Below are 15,906 nucleotides of genomic sequence, written 5' to 3'. Positions count from 1 at the left end.
ACTGGTCCCGCCTCACTGTCAGAGCGCCGTTGGTTACTGGTCTTGCAGGTCTTCGATTATTGATTGGGTCCACTTTAGCACGCGCGCTGCGGTTTGAAAAGGGGCTAACGCCAAAAACTTTCATGTTCTTGGTGCCAGGGCCAGTTGCGCGCCAGCAAATTAGGCGACGGAAAACGGCCGGCGCTTGGCCGACCGCTTTGCAGCGTGCTGACTGCTAAAGGCCATCAATAGAATGACGGCTTCGCCCCGTCAGTGTGCGGCTGGTTGACGCCCAGTGAATCTTTGACGGCCTGCTTGGGGTCGTTGATCAACTTGGTGACCAGATCGGCGACACTCTTGCGCGAAACTTCTGTGCCTTTAAACAGGTCGTCGCGGTGGGTCAGCTCATAATCGACCGTGTCGTTGTTGGATAGCCAAGCGGGCCGAATGATCGTGTAGTCCAGATTGGAATGCTCGATCACGCGCGCTGCGGCTGTGTAAGGCTCCAGGTAGCCGCCGTCCAGCTGTTCGTGATTCCATTTGCCAAAGGCCCCAGGGACCTCATTGTAAATGCCCAGCGTGGAGATCCAAATCAGCCGTTGCACTTTGGCCAGATCCATGGCCTGAACGACCGCCTTGGCCTGCGTCTCGATGGTCTTGCCGCCGCCCAGGTTGGCGTAAACGATATCGATGCCCACCATGGCCTTGCTCAATGCGGCAGGATCGGTGGCGTCGCCCTCGATCACCGTCTCGCGGGTGGCATCTGCGATTGGCAGGCGCTTGGCGTTACGCAGAAACAGCGTCAGGTGATGCTTCGTTTCTGCCAGCAGTTGCTGTTCGGCGAGGCGGGCAATTTGCCCGTTCGCCCCAAGTATTAATACGTTACTCATGTGCTCACTCCTTAATGATACAAGACCAGTTTAGCACTATGGTTTAGTAAGCAAACCGGACACTTTGGGCTGATTGTCCGTTACGCGAAAGCGGTCCAGCAGGCCAGCCAGGGCGTCGGCCAGGAACAGGTGCAGGTGGTCTTCGATCTGGGCGGCGTCTGCTTCCGGTTCGGCGAGCAGCAGTTGGATCGTCGCAAAGGCATTGGTCGCCAGCATTTGCGTCAGGTAGCGGTGGTAGGCGGCAGAGACCAGGATCTTTTCGTGTGCTTCAAGGTCAGTCAGGATCTGGTCGATCATCGCTTGCAGGTGGCCGTGGATGTAGTCACTGGGGGCGTTTTGATCGTCGATGGCCAGCGCTTTTTGGTAGAACGACCGGTTCTCCGTGAAGTATGCGAGCATGCGGTGGAGGGTTTCCGGCCAGCGCAAGTAATCGCCGCAGTACCACACGCGGGCGTCGATTTCGGTGCGATAGATGTCGCCCAGGACCTCGTATTTGTCCCGGAAGTAGTCGTAGAAGGTCTGCCGGCGCAGGTGGGCGGCGGCCATGATGGTGGTGACGGTGATGGTTTTAAACGGCACGGTGCTGACTAGCCGTTTCGCCGCTTGTGCGATTTCGGTTTTGGTTGTTGACAACTGGATCCCTCCTCATGTTTCAGGATAACACCCGAGGAGAAGCTTGCGGCTTGCCGCGGCCAAAAACCGCGATCATGATCGCTGGCAGGTTCGCGCAAGATCAGCGCAGCGGCCACAGACTGGTGATCTGCGTTTCCTTGACTCATAATATTCGTTATACTGAACAGTGAAAACGGAGGTATTAATTCATGAAATACCGTACTTTAGGTAAGACTGGTTTTAAGATCAGCGAAGTGTCACTCGGGACTTGGCAGCTGGGCGGTAAGTGGGGCGCGCCGTTCAATCAAAAGGACGCCGACGACACGCTGGCAGAGGCCTACGCCCAAGGTGTCAACTTCTTTGACACTGCGGATGGGTACCAGGGCGGCAATTCGGAACGCACCGTGGGTAATTTTGTGCGCAGTCATCCGGACGTGCATTTCACCACGAAGATGGGCCGCAAGGAGTCGCCGCTGAGCGTTGACCACTTCGACAACGCGCACTTGGACCGCTACGTGGACGAGTCGCTGAAGAACATGAAGCTTGACGCGTTGGACATGGTCCTGTTGCATTGCCCGCCGATGATGACCTACTACGACCCTGAGATGTTTTGGCACTTGGACCAGCTCAAAAAGGCCGGCAAGATCCGCAACTACGGGGTCTCGGTGGAGCGGGTCGAGGAAGGGCTGAAGGCGCTGCAGTACGACATCAGCGCGGTTGAAATCATTTACAACATGTTTCGGTTGCGGCCGGCCCAGCACTTCTTTGAAGCGGCGAAGCAGGCCAACGTTGGGATCTTAGCTAGGGTCCCGCTCGCCTCTGGTCTGCTGTCCGGCAAATATACGGCAGAGACGCAGTTTGCGCCGACTGATCAGCGCGCTAACAACCGCCACGGTGAGCTTTTCGACAAGGGGGAGACGTTCTCCGGGGTTGATTACCTGACGGGGGTCAAAGCCGCCGCTGAGCTCAAACGCCGGCTGGGGACCGAGGATCTGGCCGGCATGGCGCTGCGGTACATCCTCATGGCCGACGCCGTATCCGCGGTGATCCCTGGGGCCAGCAACCCGACGCAGATCGCGCGCAACACGCGCGCGTCCGCACTGCCTGCGTTCACGGCCGCCCAGATGGCGATCGTCAAGGACGTGTATGACGAGTACATCAAAAAGCCTGTGGACTATCTCTGGTAACCCTTGTCGCCTGGCGTGATCAGGCGGGATTGGCTGATTTTCCCTTGGCCCCTGCGTGACGATCCAGTTTTGGCGTCGCCGGGTGGGGGCTTTTTGCGTGGTTTGACGGGTTGAGTAGGGCGAAGCCGGCTTGACTCAGCGTCGCCGCACAGGCTGGTGATGAGGGGCCCGAGGGCATGCATGCAGCGATAAAAAAACTTATATTAGGTCGGTGCAGCGCCCCAGCGGCGTCATGATGGTTGGTATTGATTCCCATTGGTACTGCCGCGAAAAACGCGTATAAGCTGCTAAAAAGGGGAAAACAAGGCAATTATGGGCGCTCTTGGCCCACCCCATTGTTTATATATAAGGGGTAAAAGCGGGGTATCAATCAGACGGCCTGCTTGGCGGCGATCTGGGCGATCAGCGTCACGGGGGCCTTTTTGCCGTCGCGGATCCAGTCCAGCGTCATCTGGTACAAGCCTGCGCCAACGTAACTGTTGAAGTACCGTTTGAAATGCGGAGTGAAGGGGACCTGTTCGACGTGTTCCGCGTAGAAGCGGACGACATACTCCCGAAAGCACGCCGCGGGGATCAGCTCGGCCTGAGCGTGGATCAGGTCGGCGAGAAAGTCGCTGTGAGCGTCAATATATTCGAAGTACGCCTGGCTGAGAAACAGCGGGCCTTTGTGCGGCAGGCGGCCCATGAAGTCGTAAAGGGGTTCAAGCCGTTCGGCCATGTAGGCGATGAGCACCGCCTCTTTGCTGGCGTAGTGCCGGTAGAAGGCCATGCGTGAAAGACCAGCGCGCCTGGTGAGGGCAGTGATCGAGATCTCGGCAAACGGCTCGGTGCGGATCAGTTCCGCCATGGCGTGGCGTAAACGCTCGCAACTTTGTTGTTCCATTGTCTGATTGATCGGATTGGTCATGGTTTAACCTCGCTTCGTGTCATTGATTCCCCTAGCCGTGACAATTGTAACGCCAACCGGGCTGATGCGCCAGCAGCCTTTTTATCGCAACAAAGTGAGGGGAGAATCGGGCTCAATTGGTCCGCTTACTCGCCACTTTTTGGTACAATAGACCTAATTCATGTCAGCGATGACAGCCACTGGTGGGGGTAAACCGTGAAAGCAATTGAACTGATCGTCAACGAGTATGCCGGCAATGCCCGGACGAAAAAAATGATCCCGCGCCTGATCGCGGCGCTGGGCGAGCAGTACACGTTTGCCACCACCACCTACACGCATGAGGCGGGGGATGCCCGGAAGGCGATCGAACGCATCGTGGCGGTAGTTGGGCCCAGCGCACCGCAGCCGCAGATCGTGGTGATCGGCGGCGACGGGACGCTGCACGATGTGATCAACGGCCTGCAGGACCTGGGCCGCCCTGACATTCCGGTTGGCTATGTCCCAAACGGCACGGGCAATGACTTTGCGCGCGCCCACGGGATCCCGCTTGAGCCGTTTGCGGCAATTGCGGCCTTAAGGGACGCTCGGCCGCGCCTGGCGCGAATCGGCAAGGCCGAAACCGAGGAGTTTGGGACCCTGTACTTCATCAATAACTTCGGGATCGGGGTCGACGCGCGCATTGTCTACGACACCAACCATTCACGGGCTAAGGCCATGCTCAATGCCATGCACCTCGGCCAGCTTTCCTACACGGCCAATATTCTGCGGGCGGTGGCGACCCAGCACGCCTTTCGGGCCGCGATCACAGTGCAGCATGAGGCGGTCATCGATAATGCGTTTCTTTGCGTTTTCACGAACCACCCCTTCCTGGGCGGCGGTCTGCGCCTGTTCCCCGATGCTGCGCAGGACTGGCATCAGCTGAGCTTTGTGCTGGTCCGCAAGGAGAAATGGCGCATCCTGATTCAGGTCCTGGCGAAGATCCTCAGCGGCCAATCGGTGCACCCTAAGCTGGCTCACCTCACTGGTCAACGCTTTCGGTTTGAAACCGCGGCCCATGAGCACGTTCAGCTTGATGGCGAGGAGTACAACGCACCAGTCCACGGCACGCTCAGTCAGACGGACCAAAGCATGCTGCTGCCGCGCCCCACGCATTAGGGGCACTGCCTGGCCGAGCGCCCCGCCACTTTAAAAGCCGGCTCCCCGCACGAAACAATGGCGAGGGGCCGGCTTTTGGCTGACGTACCTTATTTATTGACGTAGTGATTCATCCAGACGGCAAACAGTCCCGCGAGCGCAACGGACAGCAAAATGGTGATGCCCCAGCCGCCGGGGGTGTGCATGAACGGCAACGGCACGTTTTGCCCGAAGAAGCCGGAGACAATGGTCGGGGCGGTGAGGACGATGGACCAGATCGTCAGAAACTTCATGGTGTCATTCAGGTTGTTGTTGAGGATGTTATTGTACGTCCCCTCGAGCTGGGCGAGGTTCTGGCTGCCCAGGCTGGTCATGTCCACCAGCTGCCGCGCTTCGATCAGTACGTCCTCCAGGCGCTCCTTTTCTTGGACCGAAAAGCCGTGGTAGACCGACAGCCCCTTGAGCTGCTCGAGCACGCTTTGATTCTGGCGGGTCGCGTTGCCGAGATATAACGCATTGGTCTCCAGGTCAGACAGTTCAAGCAGCCGTTTGCGGGTGGTTTTTTCCCGCAGCACCTGCGCAATGTGGTGCCGCTCGTTATCGGCCTTCTCCATCAGGGGCATGAAGCGCTGGGTGATCAGGTAGAGGCTTTCCAGCAGAAACTGGTAGGCGCTCAACGTCTGCGGGGCATCAAAGCGGCGCGTCAGCTGTTGCACCAAGCCGGCGGCGTCGGGGTGGCCAAAGGTGAGCAGGTCATCATTTTTGATCACGAATGTCATCTGGTGGGTCTCGGCCTGGGCGGCATCCTGATCGGCGTCGGGGATGTTAAAGACCAGTAGGAAGCTTTCTGCCAGTCCGTCGTACTCGACGTGGGCGCGCTCGTGCCGGTCGACTGCGTAACCGGTCTGCTCGGTGGAAAGCTGGTAGCGCGCAGTGGCCGCTCTGACCGCTGCGGGGTCGTCTAAATTAATATGGTGCCAAGTCCAGCGCTGCTGCATGCTTTACCTCCCTAGTTCCGATTGGTTCTATCATACTGCTTTCGCCAGGCGCCGTCAGTGAGGAATAAAGTGGTTCATTTGCGGAATTAATTAGTGGTGAGGGTTGGCACCGAACGTATGTTTTGGTGTATACTGAAGCTACGAAAAAGAGAGGACGGACACTATGGTTAAAAAAACTGCGAATGGGCAAACGTCACTAGATGGCGGGGCCCGCGAACAGGCGCTCGATGCGGCGCTGAAGAAGATCAAGAAACAGTTCGGCGACGGCGCGGTCATGAAGATGGGCGACAAGTCGCTGACCAACATCTCGGTCATTTCGACCGGGATCTTATCCCTGGATCTGGCACTGGGCGTCGGTGGCTTTCCGAAGGGCCGCGTGGTCGAGATCTACGGACCTGAAAGTTCAGGGAAGACGACCATTGCGCTGCAGGCGGTGGCCAGCGTGCAGAAGAACGGCGGGACCGCGGCGTACATTGACGCGGAAAACGCGATGGACCCGAAGTATGCCGAAGCACTGGGCGTCAACATCGATGACCTTTTGCTTTCGCAACCAGACACCGGTGAGCAGGGCCTTGAGATCGCCGATGCCTTGGTCCAGTCCGGGGCCGTCAACATCGTGGTCATCGACTCGGTGGCGGCCCTGGTGCCGCAGGCCGAAATCGAAGGCGAGATCGGCGATTCACACGTGGGGCTTCAGGCGCGGATGATGTCGCAGGCGCTGCGGAAGCTCACGTCAACGATTTTCAAGACGCAAACGATCGTGATCTTCATCAACCAGCTGCGCGAGAAGATCGGCGTGATGTTCGGTAATCCTGAAACTACGCCAGGCGGGCGCGCACTGAAGTTCTACGCCACGATCCGCCTTGAGGTGCGCCGGGCCCAGCAGGTCAAAAACGGGACCGACGTGGTGGGGAACATCGTGAAGATCAAGGTCACGAAGAACAAGGTCGCACCGCCGTTCAAGACAGTGGAAACGACCATGAGCTACGGCCACGGGATCTCCCCTGAGGCCGACATGCTGAACTTGGGCGTGGACCACGACATCGTTGAGAAGGCCGGCTCATGGTACTCCTATAACGGCGAGCGGATCGGCCAAGGGGCGGACAACGCGACGCAGTACCTGATCGCTCACCCCGACATCACCGAGACCTTGCGCAAGCAGCTTCAGGAGACCCTCTTCGGGGATGATGACGCAAAGGATAAGGACAAAGACAAGGACGAAGCAGGGGCCGCGACCAAAACAGCTGACCCCACGACGCTGGACATTGACAGTAGCGACAAATGAGTAAAAAAATAGCGTTGCGCGGGTGCGCAACGCTATTTTTTTACTCCGGATGCTGGCTAGGCTTGCGTTGACTGCCAGGCCCGATAAGTGGCCTAGATCAGGCGCTTGCGCAAGGAACCAGAAATGAAATCGGTCAGGGTGACCAGGATGATGATCCCGTACAGGATGATCCCCACCCGGCTCCAGGACCGCGTCTGAATGGCAAAGATCAGCGGGGTGCCGACCCCACCGGCGCCGACCATCCCGAGGATGGACGCCGACCGGATCGCCAGTTCAAAGCGGTACAGGGTGTTGGACACGAATTCTGGCATCAGTTGCGGCAAGCTGGCGATCAGCGTGACCTCCAGGCGACTGCCGCCCGCGGCAGTGACCGCTTCGCCAGCCCCGCCATCCATGTTTTCAATGGCTTCGGAAAATAGCTTGGCGAGCATGCCGACGGAGTGGAACCCGACGGCGAGGACCCCGGCAAAGGAGCCGGGCCCGACGGCCTTGATGAACATCAGGGCCAGCACAATTTCTGGGAACGTCCGAATCGCCGTCAGCAGGAATTTGCCGGAGCGGGTGGTCAGCCAGAACTTGTTTTTCGTATTTGCGGCCCAAAAGGCAAACGGTAGCGAAATGATGGCCGAGATGAAGGTCCCTAAAAAGGCGATCCCCAAGGTCTGCAGCAGGGTAGAGGTCAGGTCTTCGCCGTCACCGGTCCAGACGTAGCTAAAGTCTGGGTGGACCAGCCCGTTGACGATAGACTTGGTGACGAGCCAGGCGTTTTGCTTGATGTCAAAACTCGGCATGCCCGTGAACGACCAGCCGATGATCACCAGGACCGCCGCGGTGAAAAATAGGTTGCGGTAGCGGTGGGTCAGCGGTGCTTTCGGCAGCATGGTTGAGTTGGTCATAGCAGCGCCTCCCTTGCTTTACCCGAGATGTAGTCGATCACCAGCACGACGGCGAAGATGACCAAGACAATAAGGCCCACCCGGTCGTAACGGAACATTGAAAGTGCCTGCTGCAGGTAGATCCCGATCCCGCCGGCACCCATGTACCCGAGTACCGTGGAGGCCCGGACGTTGATCTCGAAGGCGTAAAGCACGTAGCTGATGAAGTAGTTCGCGATTTGGGGCACGACGGCGAAGCGAATGATCTCGATGCGCCCAGCGCCTGCCGCCCGCAGCGCCTCAAGCGGGCCGGGGTCAATGGTTTCGATGGCTTCGTAGAACAGTTTGCCGACCATCCCGAAGGTGAAGATGGCCAAAGCGAAGATCCCGGCGATGGGACCGATGCCGACCACTGCCACGAACAAGGCGGCCAGCATCAAGTCGGGGATCGTCCGCACGATGTTTAAAATGAACCGGAAGATCCCGACGACCACCTTGTTGGTGACGATGTTGCGCGACACCAGCAGCGCGTAGGGAAAGGCCAGGGCCGAACCGATCAGGGTGCCGATGATCGACATCTTGAGCGTCTGGATCATCGGGTCAACGGTGTAGTACGTGTAACTCCAGTCAACATGGGCCATCTCCTGAAAAATCACCGTGAATTGGCCAATGTTTTGGAAGAACATGCCCATGTGCGCTTGGGTGATCCAGGCTGACCAAATCAGGCCAACGACCATGAACGCCGAAAGGGCCCATTTGCGCCACTGCAGTTTACGTTTAGGCAGAGAACTTGGCGCCGTCATCTCAGACCTCCTGTTCTTCGCCGCTGTAAATCTCGGCGATGGCTTCGTCGGTCGCTTCGGCCACAGGGCCGTCAAAGACCTTCTCGCCGGCGCGGATGCCGATAATGCGGGTTGCATATTCCTGCGCAAGCTCAACCGAATGCAGGTTGGCGACGACCGTGATCCCCATTTCCTGGTTGATCCGGCGCAAATCATCCATGACCCGCTTGGTGGTCTGCGGATCCAAGCTGGCGATCGGTTCGTCGGCCAAGATGATCTGCGGCGTCTGGGTCAGAGCGCGGGCAATCGAGACGCGCTGCTGCTGGCCCCCGGACAGTTGGTCAGCACGGGTGTAAACCTTGTCTTGCAGATCCACCGTGCCCAGCGCCTCGTACGCACGCTGCTTATCTTCGGCAGAAAAGAGTCCAAAGATCATCTTCCAGGTCGGGTAGTAGCCCACCCGGCCGGTCAGCACGTTTTTCAGGACGGTTGCCCGGTTGACCAGGTTGAAGTTCTGAAAGATCATGCCGATCTGCCGCCGAATGTGCAGCAATTGCTTGCCCTTGGCCTTGGTGATCGAGGTGCCATCGATGCGCACGTCGCCTTCGCTGATGTCGTGCAGCCGGTTGATGGCCCGCATCAGCGTGCTTTTACCCGCGCCTGAGAGCCCAACGACCACCACGAATTCGCCTGGTTGAATGGTCAGGTTAATATCCTTGAGGCCCACGACCCCATTGGGGTAGATCTTGGACACATGGTCAAACTCAATGACCGGTTTAACAGTTTCTGCCATAACTTTCCTCCACAATTCCCGCTACGTACAGCAAAAGCGCTAGAGGGCTAGCGCTTCTGCGTGCGATCCATTACTTGTTGGTTTCACCATTAGCAATCTTATCGTATTTCCGAACAATGTCAAAGTTAGAATCCTTCGCCTTGACGTAACCCTCATGGGTGTAAATGCTGGAAATGATCTCGTGGCCTTTCTTGCTCTTAGCAATGGTGATGAACGCCTTGCTGAGCTTGTTGCGGAAGGCTTTGCTCATATCGGTGCGAACAGAGATCGTATCGTTCGGGATCGGCTTGGTGAAGTAGACCGGCAGCACTTCCGTCATGATGTTCGGCACGTCTTTCTTGACCACGTTGCGGGCGTCTTCGAAGACGAAGGCCGCATCGGTGTCGCCGTTCAGGACGGACATGACGCCTTGGTCGTGGCCTTTGACGGTCACGAGCGTATCGTCTTTAGGAATGTCGATGCCCTTCTGGGAAAGTTCTGCGACGGGCCAGATGTAGCCGGCGGAACTGGTGACGTCCTGGACCGCGATCTTCTTGCCCTTCAGATCCTTGTAAGACTTGATGCTGCTGCCTTTCTTGACCAAGATCTCAGAGCGGTAAGAGTCGACCAGTTTGTCGGTATTCTTGCCGCCTGGCTGCTTGATGCCGTAACGCTGAGCCTGCAGCAGAACGTCCGCAGCGCCTTGCTTGTGCGCTTGGACGTAGCCGTCAGGTGGCAGGAAGCCCACGTCGACCTGCTTGGACTTCATGGCTTCAACGATCGAGTTATAGTCGGTCGAAACCGTAACCTTGACCGGGATCCCGAGCTGCTTTTTCAGCAGGCTCTCAAGTGGCTTCGCTTTCGCCTCAATGGTGTCAGCGTTGCTTGATGGTACGAACTGGATGTTCAAGGACTTTGGTGTGTAGCCATCCTTGCTGGAACTGCTGGTGCTGGTTTTGCTGCTGCCGCAAGCGACCAGCGCCAAGGTTGCCACGGCAGTCAGAGTGACTGCTGCCATTTTCTTCCAGAGCTTCATCAATATCTCCCCCATAGTGTGAGTGTCGGTTGTCCTACCGGTGAAACCCGAACATTACTGGTCAATCTGAGGTGCCGATGCCGACCAAGCAATGAGTCGGTTCCTACCAGCCAATGTGTAGTATAGGCGAGAAAGTTCTCAAATTCAATGCAGACTCCTCACATTATCACCAAAAAGTTCGGCTTTGTCCTGAAAATTTCAGATGATTTTCAGAAACCGTTCTGTATTCTTGATAGTGATTATATACGAACAATAAATTTGTATGCAATGAGACTAGCAGGTGCTGGTTGAGGGTAATAAAAACCCGGAAGGCGGTTGGGCGTCTTCCGGGAAGTGGTTATGGCGCAAGGACCTTGTCGGCCGCCGTGATCGTTTGCTTGATCACCGTGTCGTCGAGTGGCTGATTAAAGTACAGAAACGACGCGGCGACGCCACCAACAAGCGACCAGAGGTACTTGATCACGGTGTGGTTGTCCCAGGCGATCAGCTGGCCTTGGTCGCGCAGGCGATCGAGTGCCTCGTCAAGCGCCGCCCAGTACTCTGTGGTCATCTGCGTCAGCACCAGCTGCCGGACCTCCTCCTGCGTTAGCAGTTCGGTAATAAAGACTTTGATCAGGGCGGAGTTATCCCGCAGCAGGACCAGCCGGCGGGTGATCAGCCCGGCACAAAACGCTTCTCGCGTTTCGTAAGGGATCGCGAGCTCGCGATCGATCAGGTCCGATACCGCGAAGGGAAAGACGCGCTTGGCCACAGGCTGGATAATGGCCTTGAGCAGCCCCCGTTTCGAGCCAAAGCGGGCGAAGAGATTGCCTTCTGCCACCCCGGCCCGCTTGGCAATTTCGTTGGTACTTGCGTTGGCGTAGCCTTTTTCGGCGAACACGTCGATCGCGCTTTCGAGGATCTTGCGCTGCTTGGCGGTCAGATTACCTAAGGCGTTGGTGGAGTCAAACAAACTGAGATCGGCCATGGTTATTCCTTTCCGCGCCAGCCGGCGATGTCCTCAGGGGCAAATTGATACGTGAGCTTGCGCTGGTACGCCCGCTCGTAAGCGGCGCATTTCTGCAGGTAATCCTGCTGCATCATGGTTAGTGAGTTTTCTCGCACCGATTTTGCCGGATCGGGGAAAAGCGGAGGGAGGATCTGCATGCTGTAGCCGACCTTGTTGAAGGCCGGGCTGACCTGCTTATCCAGGGTGTGGATCGCCACAAAGCAGGAAATGACCGGCACGTTGAACCGGGCGGCGTAGTAGTATGCGCCGCGCTTTGGGGGCCGGGGCTTACGATAGTTGTACCACATTTCCTGTTCAGGATAGATCAACACTTTGCGGCGGCGCTTTAACACGCTTTCAAGCAAGTGCGGGAACTCGTGGGCGAGGTAGTCGATGTCCGCCGTGATCGGCAAAATGTCAGCGTTGTTAAACACGTAGCCGAGTGTGCCTGGCATCGCCAAATTGGTGGTCTGACTGACGATGTACAGCCGCGGCAGCCCCAGCGCTTTGCGCACGATCAGATTTTCCACCGGGCTGAAGTGATTAGAGGTGACGATGGCAGCCCCCTGGACGGCCTGAAGGTGTTCTTGGCCCGTCACTTGAATCCCGTGGCCGATCCAGCGTGCGCCCAGGTTCATCCCCGTGCGCACGATAACGTTGTTCACGTGATGGCGCCAGGTGTGCTGGCGCACAAGGTAATTGTCAATGACGCCTTTTTCTGCGGCGGGCGGCAAAGTGGGATCATTCACTTCGACCTTATCGTTGAAGCGGCCATCGTGGACCGCCTGTTCAATGTTGCGGATCACCGGCGTGTGGGGATCGGATTGTTCAGTTGCGGTCATAGTTGCACGTGCCCCCCTTGGGCTGCGACGCTGGCAAACGTGACCGGTTCAGCACCAGTCGTGGCCGCCAGCCGCATCAGCTCGGTCTTGTGGGTCTCGTCCGCGCGGCGCTCCTTGGCCGTGAAGTCGGCTTGAGTCGCGTGCAGGCTAGCTGCCAGCGCCGGTAATGCGGCGGCATAATGCCAGAAATAGTCGCCGTTTGGCACCTGAGAATAGTGCCACGGCTTATCAAAAAGATTGTAATGAATGATCTTGGGCGCGCTGACCGGCCGGTCGCCCTGGACGTTCCACGACTCGTCAAGGTGCCTCAAGCGGTCCCGCGCGATCGCGTTGATGTAGTCCTGATCAGGCGCCAAGCTGTGGAAGTGGTACTGGTTGAGCAGCGTGAGGAAATGCTGTGCAAACTTGGCCTGCCGCATGGCGGCAAGGTCCATCAAGAGAACGCCGGAGTTGCAGTAACGCTGCACGTCCACCCCCACGGCGGCCGTCGTGTACGATGTGGTTTCGGGATTGGCTGCCATGAAGGGGTCGCGCACTGCGCCGAGCAGATCGCCGGCCAAGTCTTCGGCAAATAGGTTGGCGATGTCGGTGAGAACGACGGTGTCTGCGTCTAGGTAAACGGCCCGCTCAAGGTCAGGGAAGAGCTCCGCAATGAACAGCCGGAAGTAGATCGTGAAGGTGAAATAGTCTGCGCGCAGCTTGTTGTTCTTGTCGGTGATTTGAGCTTTCAGGCGCTTAGCAATGGACTCGAAGGCCACCGTCACGTTGGCGGTGGCCTGGCTGGTCAGCTGGGCTTGGTGAGCCGGGGTGAGGTGCTCCGTCAAGATGGTCACTTGGTAGTGGCTGTGCGGATCGGCGTTTGCGACCAGCGAATGCAGGGAGACGGTCAAAGGGTCGACGTAGTGATCGTCAACCGCGTAAAAAATTGAATAGGTCATTGAGTAGGATCATCCTTTTCTTGCGGCGCGAAGCGTTTGGTAGGCTTCGTACACCGCGTGAGTTTGGGGAGCGGCAGGGCCGAGGAGCGTCTGGGCCGCAGCGGGCTGCCATGGCTTGATGGTCACGGCGTGAAACCAGGGCCAAAAGCGCAGCCGCGTTGAGAAGTGGAGAAACACGGTATCGGCATGGGGTCCGTGCTGGTCATTGAAGCGCCGCGGCGCCAGCTTTTTTTCGCGGGCGAGCTTGTTCAGGGCACTTTGGTCTGGCATGAACATGCGCTTTTCCGCGACGCGCTTGCGACAGCGCGCAAAGAGGCCAGTGCGCCGGATCTCCGGCAAATTAAGCAGGAGAACGCCGGAATTCAGGTAGTCGCGCAGGTGGGGGCCGTGGTGAAAGTACCACTGGCCGTAATGGTCAAGGACGCCGACCAGTTCCGTTCCGGCCAAGGACTGTTCGTAGAATGGGCGGGGATCGCTGACGGCAAGGACGTCGGCGTCAAGGTATAACACCCGCTCTGGCAGGGCGGAGAGCAGATCGGCGTACAGGCGCAGCATGCAGTAGGGGGTGAAGCGGGTGTGCCAATTGGCGGTGGGCGGCGCCTGGTTGACCAAGTCGGTCACGTCAAATACCGTGACCGAGCCTTGGGAATTGTGGGCCAAAACCACCGCCCGCAGCTCGGCGACGGCCGCTTGCGGCAGCGCGGCGTAGGTGATGTGATCGACGGTCAAAGCGGCCGTCAGCAGGTAGACGTGAAGGGGCTGGCGGGTCTGCCGGGTCAATGACAGGACTGATAAGAGGACCCCGTCTTGCATCCGCGCGTCGCCGCAGTAGAGAATGTTCATGAGGGTCGCCTCCGGTAGATGACGTGGTGCTCGGTGCTGGCCTTAGCGCGCTGGGCCATCGCCTCGTGCACCTGCGTTGCAAGCGCGGCCCGCTGCTCGGCGGCAGGGCGGGTGCGATCCGGTTGGAACGGCCCGTCGACGTACACGGTCGTGCGGCCGCGCTGATAGGTGGTGGTGAAAGCAAAGACGGGGCAGCTGAAGGCCACTGGGTAATGGAAGGCGCCAAGCGCAAACGGGCGGATCTGAGTGGCATAAGGCCAGACGTGGGCCTCTGGGTACACCGCGACTGGGTGGCCGCGGGCGACCAGTGTCTTCAGGTAGGCTAAAAAGCGCCTCGTTTGCGCGGCGGTTTCCGGTAGGATCACGCCACCGCCGAGTTGAAGCAGGGGGCCAAACACTGGGACGCCGAGGTTCGCGGCCGCTCCGAGCGTTGAAGCGCGCTGCGGGCCGGCCAGCAGCATCGGCATGAACGGATCCCCAAACGGTTGCGTGTGGTTGCCGTACAAAAAGTAGGCCTGATGGCGAAACGGTGCCAGTTTCTCACGGCCGACGAACCGCACGTGCAGGCGGCCATACCAATAGAGCCGGCCCACTTGTTTCATGGTGTGGTAGACCGCGGCACTTTTCAGGCGGTACCACGGACCGCTGTGCGCCCACTGGTAGGTGGCTGGCAGCGGGGTGTGTTGGCGCCGGTTGGTCACCAGGTCAGTGTCAAAGTCGGTGTATTCTTGAACGCGGGGTTTCACCATCCCACCTCCTTTAAGTGAGCACTCACTTTATTCTGCTAAGTATAAAGAAAATAGGTGGTGAGTCAAGCCATCACCCGCTCAAAAGCATGGGTAAAGGGCGCGTTGGACGGGGATTGCAAACGAGGCTTCACGCCGCCGGGGGGAAGGGCTTAAAATAAGCAAGAGTGACTGAAAAGGGGAGAGACAATGACAGCATGGGTATTCACCGATATGGACGGTACGCTTCTGGACGAGACCGGCCGGGTGCGGGCGAGTAATGCGGCTAAGATCAAGCAAAGCGGGTTACCATTGACGCTGGTTTCGGCGCGCTCGCCGAAGGAAATGGCCGAGGCAATCGCCGCGCTGGACTTGCGCGGGCCGCAGATCGCGTACAACGGCGGGATGATTTTTGAACCGCAAAGTGCTGGCATCAAGGTGCTGTCTGCCCTGCCGATGCCGACAGACTCGGCGCGGACCATTGTCGGCGCAATTTTGCAGCAGTTTCCCAGCACATCCGTCAGCTATTACGACGGCGCGGACTGGTACGCGGAGCGCATGGATGACAACCTGAAAGGCGAGGTGGCGGTGTCCCGGCTGATGCCGACGTTTGCCCCGTACCAGGAGGTGTTCAAGCAGCCGCGCCAGATCATGAAAATCATGCTGATCGACTTTGATGCTGACGTGATGGCGCAAATCCGCGAATTTTTCCAAACGCACCACTTCCCGGGGATCACGGCGAACACGTCTAACGCCGCCTGGCTGGAGATCACCAGCAGTGAGGCGGATAAGGCGAGCGGGATTCAGCACGTCCTGGACCAGGAGCGCCTGACGCGCGCGGAGGTTGCCGCGTTTGGGGATGGGCAAAACGATCTGCCAATGTTGACCATGGTCGGGACCCCGATCGTGATGGCAAATGCGGCCCCGCAGATCAAGGCGGTGGCCAAGTTCATCACCAAGAGCAACGTGGAAGACGGCGTCGGGTATGGCATGCTGAAGTACTTATAGGAAAGGTGCGCAGGGGAGGGTGCGCAGGGGCCGCGTACTTAGGGGAATGGGTAGCCTGTTATGAAGTGACCCGTGTCAACTCCAACTTTCAATTTTCGATATCATCGCTGGCACCAACAAGCTTCA

General features: G+C 58.3%; 17 protein-coding genes. 4 read left to right on the top strand and 13 right to left on the bottom strand.

The genetic code is table 11. The features are described from left to right. Positions 1–224 precede the first annotated feature (224 nt). Together EKM85_RS05125 and dhaS are read right to left on the bottom strand one after the other, a co-directional pair. Positions 225–869 carry an SDR family oxidoreductase gene (locus EKM85_RS05125; protein ID WP_125585202.1) on the bottom strand — a complete coding sequence of 215 codons (645 nt, stop codon included), beginning with the start codon at positions 867–869 and terminating at the stop codon, positions 225–227. Between the two features lie 36 nt (positions 870–905). Beyond that, positions 906–1,502: a dihydroxyacetone kinase transcriptional activator DhaS gene (gene dhaS, locus EKM85_RS05120; protein ID WP_164510668.1), complete on the bottom strand. Its 597-nt coding sequence runs from the start codon at positions 1,500–1,502 to the stop codon at positions 906–908. 188 nt (positions 1,503–1,690) lie between these two features. Here dhaS and EKM85_RS05115 point away from each other — a divergent pair, with 188 nt between their 5' ends. Further along, positions 1,691–2,668 (top strand): aldo/keto reductase, encoded by a 978-nt coding sequence (locus tag EKM85_RS05115; protein ID WP_125585200.1) that lies wholly within the window; start codon positions 1,691–1,693, stop codon positions 2,666–2,668. A gap of 370 nt (positions 2,669–3,038) precedes the next feature. On the opposite strand, the gene EKM85_RS05110 is transcribed toward EKM85_RS05115, so the two are convergent. Then, complete coding sequence (locus EKM85_RS05110) at positions 3,039–3,575, bottom strand: TetR/AcrR family transcriptional regulator (protein WP_125585199.1); 537 nt, start codon at positions 3,573–3,575, stop codon at positions 3,039–3,041. A gap of 195 nt (positions 3,576–3,770) precedes the next feature. On the opposite strand from EKM85_RS05110, the gene EKM85_RS05105 reads away from it, so the two are divergent. After that, a complete protein-coding gene (locus EKM85_RS05105) occupies positions 3,771–4,709 on the top strand; it encodes a diacylglycerol/lipid kinase family protein (RefSeq protein WP_125585198.1) in 939 nt (312 codons plus the stop codon). Between the two features lie 89 nt (positions 4,710–4,798). Here EKM85_RS05105 and EKM85_RS05100 read toward each other — a convergent pair whose 3' ends face one another. After that, entirely contained in the window at positions 4,799–5,686 is an 888-nt protein-coding gene (locus EKM85_RS05100; RefSeq protein ID WP_125585197.1) for a magnesium transporter CorA family protein, read from the bottom strand. 163 nt (positions 5,687–5,849) lie between these two features. Here EKM85_RS05100 and recA point away from each other — a divergent pair, with 163 nt between their 5' ends. Then, complete coding sequence (gene recA / locus EKM85_RS05095; protein WP_125585196.1) at positions 5,850–6,971, top strand: recombinase RecA; 1,122 nt, start codon at positions 5,850–5,852, stop codon at positions 6,969–6,971. A 92-nt stretch (positions 6,972–7,063) separates the two neighbouring features. On the opposite strand, the gene phnE (EKM85_RS05090) is transcribed toward recA, so the two are convergent. From phnE (EKM85_RS05090) to EKM85_RS05050, 9 genes are all read right to left on the bottom strand, one after another. Then, complete coding sequence (phnE, locus tag EKM85_RS05090) at positions 7,064–7,867, bottom strand: phosphonate ABC transporter, permease protein PhnE (protein WP_125585195.1); 804 nt, start codon at positions 7,865–7,867, stop codon at positions 7,064–7,066. Then, the gene (phnE, locus tag EKM85_RS05085; protein ID WP_125585194.1) at positions 7,864–8,649 is read right to left on the bottom strand and encodes a phosphonate ABC transporter, permease protein PhnE; all 786 of its coding nucleotides are present in this window, start codon (positions 8,647–8,649) and stop codon (positions 7,864–7,866) included. Before phnE (EKM85_RS05085) ends, phnE (EKM85_RS05090) begins: the two co-directional genes overlap by 4 nt. 1 nt (position 8,650) lies before the next feature. Then, on the bottom strand, positions 8,651–9,421 hold the full coding sequence (gene phnC / locus EKM85_RS05080) for a phosphonate ABC transporter ATP-binding protein (protein ID WP_125585193.1): 771 nt from the start codon (positions 9,419–9,421) through the stop codon (positions 8,651–8,653). A gap of 70 nt (positions 9,422–9,491) precedes the next feature. Beyond that, positions 9,492–10,436 (bottom strand): phosphate/phosphite/phosphonate ABC transporter substrate-binding protein, encoded by a 945-nt coding sequence (locus EKM85_RS05075; protein ID WP_125585192.1) that lies wholly within the window; start codon positions 10,434–10,436, stop codon positions 9,492–9,494. Positions 10,437–10,773: 337 nt separating this feature from the next. Next, positions 10,774–11,403 carry a TetR/AcrR family transcriptional regulator gene (locus tag EKM85_RS05070; protein WP_125585191.1) on the bottom strand — a complete coding sequence of 210 codons (630 nt, stop codon included), beginning with the start codon at positions 11,401–11,403 and terminating at the stop codon, positions 10,774–10,776. 2 nt (positions 11,404–11,405) lie between these two features. Beyond that, complete coding sequence (locus tag EKM85_RS05065; protein ID WP_125585190.1) at positions 11,406–12,266, bottom strand: lysophospholipid acyltransferase family protein; 861 nt, start codon at positions 12,264–12,266, stop codon at positions 11,406–11,408. Continuing rightward, positions 12,263–13,204, bottom strand: coding sequence for a glycosyltransferase family 8 protein (locus EKM85_RS05060; protein WP_125585189.1), 942 nt, complete (start codon positions 13,202–13,204; stop codon positions 12,263–12,265). The genes EKM85_RS05065 and EKM85_RS05060 overlap by 4 nt, the downstream gene beginning before the upstream one ends. Positions 13,205–13,213: 9 nt before the next feature. Then, positions 13,214–14,047 (bottom strand): glycosyltransferase, encoded by an 834-nt coding sequence (locus EKM85_RS05055; RefSeq protein WP_125585188.1) that lies wholly within the window; start codon positions 14,045–14,047, stop codon positions 13,214–13,216. Beyond that, positions 14,044–14,796, bottom strand: coding sequence for a lysophospholipid acyltransferase family protein (locus tag EKM85_RS05050; protein ID WP_125585187.1), 753 nt, complete (start codon positions 14,794–14,796; stop codon positions 14,044–14,046). The genes EKM85_RS05055 and EKM85_RS05050 overlap by 4 nt, the downstream gene beginning before the upstream one ends. 186 nt (positions 14,797–14,982) lie before the next feature. Between EKM85_RS05050 and EKM85_RS05045 the strand changes: the two genes are divergently transcribed. Then, a complete protein-coding gene (locus tag EKM85_RS05045) occupies positions 14,983–15,780 on the top strand; it encodes a Cof-type HAD-IIB family hydrolase (RefSeq protein WP_125585186.1) in 798 nt (265 codons plus the stop codon). Positions 15,781–15,906: the final 126 nt, after the last annotated feature.

The organism is Lacticaseibacillus jixianensis (genome assembly GCF_003946485.1).
Lineage (GTDB): Bacteria > Bacillota > Bacilli > Lactobacillales > Lactobacillaceae > Lacticaseibacillus > Lacticaseibacillus jixianensis.
The sequence above is the reverse complement of the archived record's forward strand: the minus strand, read 5'-3'. Positions and strand labels throughout refer to the sequence as shown.

Coding starts and splice junctions, on each gene's coding strand:
- EKM85_RS05125 (WP_125585202.1), bottom strand. CDS start 869: ATGAGTAACGTATTAATACTTGGGGCGAACGGGCAAATTGCCCGCCTC.
- EKM85_RS05115 (WP_125585200.1), top strand. CDS start 1,691: ATGAAATACCGTACTTTAGGTAAGACTGGTTTTAAGATCAGCGAAGTG.
- EKM85_RS05110 (WP_125585199.1), bottom strand. CDS start 3,575: ATGACCAATCCGATCAATCAGACAATGGAACAACAAAGTTGCGAGCGT.
- EKM85_RS05100 (WP_125585197.1), bottom strand. CDS start 5,686: ATGCAGCAGCGCTGGACTTGGCACCATATTAATTTAGACGACCCCGCA.
- recA (WP_125585196.1), top strand. CDS start 5,850: ATGGTTAAAAAAACTGCGAATGGGCAAACGTCACTAGATGGCGGGGCC.
- phnE (WP_125585195.1), bottom strand. CDS start 7,867: ATGACCAACTCAACCATGCTGCCGAAAGCACCGCTGACCCACCGCTAC.
- phnE (WP_125585194.1), bottom strand. CDS start 8,649: ATGACGGCGCCAAGTTCTCTGCCTAAACGTAAACTGCAGTGGCGCAAA.
- phnC (WP_125585193.1), bottom strand. CDS start 9,421: ATGGCAGAAACTGTTAAACCGGTCATTGAGTTTGACCATGTGTCCAAG.
- EKM85_RS05075 (WP_125585192.1), bottom strand. CDS start 10,436: ATGAAGCTCTGGAAGAAAATGGCAGCAGTCACTCTGACTGCCGTGGCA.
- EKM85_RS05070 (WP_125585191.1), bottom strand. CDS start 11,403: ATGGCCGATCTCAGTTTGTTTGACTCCACCAACGCCTTAGGTAATCTG.
- EKM85_RS05065 (WP_125585190.1), bottom strand. CDS start 12,266: ATGACCGCAACTGAACAATCCGATCCCCACACGCCGGTGATCCGCAAC.
- EKM85_RS05060 (WP_125585189.1), bottom strand. CDS start 13,204: ATGACCTATTCAATTTTTTACGCGGTTGACGATCACTACGTCGACCCT.
- EKM85_RS05055 (WP_125585188.1), bottom strand. CDS start 14,047: ATGAACATTCTCTACTGCGGCGACGCGCGGATGCAAGACGGGGTCCTC.
- EKM85_RS05050 (WP_125585187.1), bottom strand. CDS start 14,796: ATGGTGAAACCCCGCGTTCAAGAATACACCGACTTTGACACTGACCTG.
- EKM85_RS05045 (WP_125585186.1), top strand. CDS start 14,983: ATGACAGCATGGGTATTCACCGATATGGACGGTACGCTTCTGGACGAG.